Origin of the sequence: Thioalkalivibrio sp. (genome assembly GCF_007692535.1) — a bacterium.
Taxonomy (GTDB): Bacteria; Pseudomonadota; Gammaproteobacteria; order Ectothiorhodospirales; family Ectothiorhodospiraceae; genus Thioalkalivibrio.
Genome location: NZ_REBW01000219.1, coordinates 1 through 4,027 on the forward strand (window position 1 = coordinate 1; position 4,027 = coordinate 4,027).

General features: G+C 62.8%; 5 protein-coding genes and 1 pseudogene. 3 read left to right on the forward strand and 3 right to left on the reverse strand.

Features of this window, described 5'->3' with window-relative positions; genetic code table 11:
• Window positions 1-146: 146 nt before the first annotated feature.
• On the reverse strand, window positions 147-599 hold the full coding sequence (locus EA346_RS12650) for a group 1 truncated hemoglobin (protein ID WP_296759152.1): 453 nt from the start codon (window positions 597-599) through the stop codon (window positions 147-149).
• A 536-nt stretch (window positions 600-1,135) separates the two neighbouring features.
• Here EA346_RS12650 and EA346_RS15000 point away from each other — a divergent pair.
• From EA346_RS15000 to EA346_RS12665, 3 genes and pseudogenes are all read left to right on the forward strand, one after another.
• Window positions 1,136-1,183: pseudogene (locus EA346_RS15000) on the forward strand (hypothetical protein); the annotation flags it as partial.
• 41 nt (window positions 1,184-1,224) lie between these two features.
• Window positions 1,225-1,431 (forward strand): hypothetical protein, encoded by a 207-nt coding sequence (locus EA346_RS12660; protein ID WP_296759162.1) that lies wholly within the window; start codon window positions 1,225-1,227, stop codon window positions 1,429-1,431.
• A gap of 84 nt (window positions 1,432-1,515) precedes the next feature.
• Window positions 1,516-2,280 (forward strand): hypothetical protein, encoded by a 765-nt coding sequence (locus EA346_RS12665; RefSeq protein WP_296759155.1) that lies wholly within the window; start codon window positions 1,516-1,518, stop codon window positions 2,278-2,280.
• 35 nt (window positions 2,281-2,315) lie between these two features.
• Here the strand turns inward: EA346_RS12665 and EA346_RS12670 are convergent, their stop codons facing one another.
• Entirely contained in the window at window positions 2,316-2,864 is a 549-nt protein-coding gene (locus EA346_RS12670; protein WP_296759157.1) for a hypothetical protein, read from the reverse strand.
• A gap of 701 nt (window positions 2,865-3,565) precedes the next feature.
• A partial coding sequence (locus EA346_RS12675) for a tyrosine-type recombinase/integrase (protein WP_296759159.1) occupies window positions 3,566-4,027 on the reverse strand: 462 nt, incomplete at its 5' end.

The following is a 4,027-nucleotide window of genomic DNA, read 5'->3' on the forward strand; positions in this document are numbered from 1 at the left end:
GGGACATCACGCTCGATGACGTAGCGGTGTAAAGGCATGGCCGATCCTCCATTTTCGTCGTTGAGGAAGTTTAGGGCACCACATCCCCCGCTCGTGCGGCCAGTCGCGGAGGTGTGCGGGCCGGGCGCCAGTAATCCTATCGGCGGCTATTCGGACGCCATCACGATGTCGTCCTTCGTGGGACCAAGAATGGCGAAGAGCTCCTGCTGTTCGCGCTCGCCCACGTTATGGCGCGCGAGCGTGGCGGCGAATAGTTCACCCATACGCTCCCACTCGGTCTCGCTGACGTTCAGGCCCTCGTGGGCCTGGCGCAACGTCGGACCTACGTATGTGCACGGCCCGCCGCTGGCCTCGCAGATGATGCTCGTGAGGTGGTACTTCAGACCCGGTACCCCCTCCCCGGGCTTCCGCTCGCGGGTGTCCGGATTTGCCATGATCACCGGGTCGGCTACGAAATCATCGACGAAATCGTCGACGACGAGTGCGATGCCCGAAATACCACCAAGGCGCTCAATGAGCGTTTCTTCGGCGGGCTCGGACTGGGCGGCAACCGCAGGGGCGAGTATCACCAATATAAGGATCATTGAGATTCTAGTCATGATCGACCTCCTCACCGTGTGGGTGGGCACGTGGCGACAGATGCGCCAGTGCTAAGGCGGTCAGCCCACCCGGGCCGGGGGTTCCTGGCATCGGGCATCCAGACTGGCGCCGTTTCCTTCGAGCCTAGTGGGTGGACCGGTCAAATACTTGCAGAAGCGTGCGCATGGGCGACCGATCTTGCGGTTTGTTGCCGGCACGGGCCGGGACGCGGCCACGGTCAGCGTTCTGATCAAATGTTCCCTTTGCACGCGACTGCGGTCGAGTATTCATGACGGCTGAAAGACGGCCTAGGGCCGACCACTACACGCTGTCCACCTCGTGAATGCTGGGGGTCTTTACCTAGGGGGTTTCCGTCCTGCCGAAAACCGATGGCCGGCTCTACCTTTTCCTTACGGATTGAGCGTTGGAAGGAGATGCCGCGATGGCGATGGTGCCTGTCAACGGCGTCCGTTTGGCCTACGAAATTCAGGGAACCGGAGAGATCCCCCTGGTCATGGTGCACGCATCATGGCTATCCCGCCGGACTTGGGATCCGATGGTTCCGCGATTGGCGGAGTCGTTTCGCGTTCTCACCTATGACCGCCGTGGGCATGGTGACAGCGAGCGGCCAACCTCCGCTTCACGATGGACGCGGCGACGGCTCCCGAGGAGGGCCCGGCAACGCGCTCCTACGACAACATCCATGTCGCTGCGGAGGATTGCGGGATGTCGCGCCTCTACAACGGCTTCCGCTTCCGGTTCGACATCGACGCCGGTACCAAGCAGGGGCGTGAGCGGGCCGCATATCTACTCGCCACGACTCGCCGACTGCTCGACACGGCGCCGGAATAGAAAAAAGCCGATGGGAGGGATGGGAACATGAATTTTTACACCCTGTATCGCTGCCATAATTATCATTTCAAGATCTACGGGGCGATGCTCCTCGGCCAGCGCAGCCAGGCGCTTGAGGCGGCCGACGCACTGGCCGCGAACCTTCGCGCGGACGTGCTGCGCCCGCTCGCCGATTTTTTCGAAGCTTTCGTGCCGATGAAGCAGCATGTCTTCATCCGCTTCGGCATGTGGTCGGACATCCTCGACCAGGCGCTGCCCGTGGATACGAACCTCTATGCCATGACCACGGCGCTGATGCGCTATGCCCGGACCGTCGCGCTCGCCAATCTCGGTAAGATCGACCAGGCCGAGGTCGAGCGCGACGCTTTTATGGCGGCGTATGCGGCGGTGCCGGAAAGCCGCATGCTGTTCAACAACACCTGCATCGACATCCTGAAGATTGCCGAGCAAATGATGCTGGGGGAGTTGGAATACCATAAGGGTAATCACGACGCGGCCTTCGCGCATCTGCGCCAGGCGGTGCATCTGGATGACACGCTGCCGTATGACGAGCCCTGGGGCTGGATGCAGCCCACGCGCCACGCGCTGAGCGCACTCTTGCTGGAACAGGGGCGGCTGGACGAAGCCGAGGCGGCCTATCGGGCGGATCTGGGTCTGGACCCGACGCTGGCTCGGGCTTGCCAGCATCCGCAGAACGTCTGGAGCCTGCACGGCCTGCACGAATGCCTGACCCGGCGCGGCGAGGAGATCGAGTCCCGGCACATCAAGCTGCAGCTTGACCGCGCAATCGCGCGCGCCGATGTACCGATCAGGGCCTCCTGCTATTGCCGCGGGAACGGCGAGGCCTGACGCCACATTGATGGGCGCCGGTTCCGTGGTTCGTGTCAGGGGCGGTACGGCATCTCCACTTCGGTATCATCGATCGGGACCATCACGTGGACCAGTGGATGGTCACGCCACATGACGTACGGCCCGCCGACCAGTGGATCTGTCGGGATGCCCTCCAATAGCGCCGGGTCCGGCACGATGATCATGAGGTGCGGGCCCGTTACAACCCACTCGTTGTCCTGGGTTGGCTCCTCGGCGTAAGGGTCGATATTGCTGGCGCCCTCATCCCCGCGGAGCATATACGCCAGTCCCATGGCAGTCACGTTCACCTCGTCGTGCCGGTTCATGTACGCGTCCACCCACGCCATCCACTGCTGGTCCAAGCACATGGGTTCGCCCGGCATGGCTATGCAGGTCCAGTCGTTGGTTCCGGCTCGGAGGGTGTTCCCCTCGGAGTCCATGATCGTGGCGTCAGCCGCGATGGAGGGGGGACCGGCGCTCATGGCGTAGGCAATGGGATCGTCGGGTGTGGGCAGCGCCTGGGCGGCCGTGAGGCCGGGAAGAATCAGGACGAGAACCACTAACAGGGTGGGTACACGGATCATCTTATCCTCCTTGCTGTGTGAGGCAGAGTGGCGAGGGGCTCGTCGCCTAATCGACGGAGCGGGAGGCTCGACAACGGTTTGCGGCTGCGCGTCGTCCGTACGGCGGCGCAAGAATCCTTCGAAACGATGTAACTGCGGATTACCGAGTTTCTCAACTGACCTCGACGTCACGTCGTGGAAAATCTTCGCATGCATATCCCGAACCCAGAGACCCCGGGGCCATCCCTGACTAAAGCTACTGGTGGTGGCGTCGAAGTCATCCATCCACCCCCGTTCCAAAGCGTCGGGATAGGTATTTGAACCTCCGGTAGCTCTAGCAGGTAAGGCAGGGGAGCACCTAGGTGAAAGCACCCACGGGGCCGCCCTTGCTCGAGATACCTGGGCAAGGGCGTGTGCCGCGCAGCGCCCCCGGATGCGCCTTGAACGCCGGGCAATATTCCGCAAAGAGTTGGTCAAGAAGGGCGCGATCCGGGCGATGGCGCACATACGGCGGTGCATCCACATCCGAGCCGGCTCCCCTGCCAACCGCCAACGGCCTTATGCTCGCACGCGACAGTCGTGAATCCTGTATTAGATCACCAAAGGACTCGGGAGGACTGTCCGCTCTTGGCTCGACTGGGGACCCTCACCCATGCAAACCGGGGGCCGCTCTGGGCCGGTCAGCGCCCCTGCCGAGAGGAACGCTGACCGGTGCTGGCCGATCAGCACTCGGTGCGTTCGGCCATCTCCAGGGCGTCATCCACCTCGATGCCAAGGTATTTCACGGTGCTCTCAAGCTTGCGATGGCCAAGCAGGAGTTGCACGGCCCGCAGGTTCTTCGTACGCCGGTAGATCAGCGTCGCCTTGGTCCGGCGCAGAGAATGGGTGCCGTACTCCTGAGGATTCCCGCCGATGAGCCCCACCCAGCGCTTCACGATCCGAGCATACTGCCGGACCGAGAGATGGAGCGATTCATGCTGCCTGCTGGGGAAGAGGTAGCTGCCGCTGGTCAGACTGGCCTTGGCTATCCAGGCGGCAATCGCAACCCGGGTCGGGTCGGTGAGTTCGAAGCGGACGGGTTCATGCGTCTTCTGCTGGACCACGCTGGCACGGGTCAGCACTTCACCACCGCGGGCCACATCGTTCACCCGCAACTGCACCACATCGCAGCCCCTGAGCTTGCT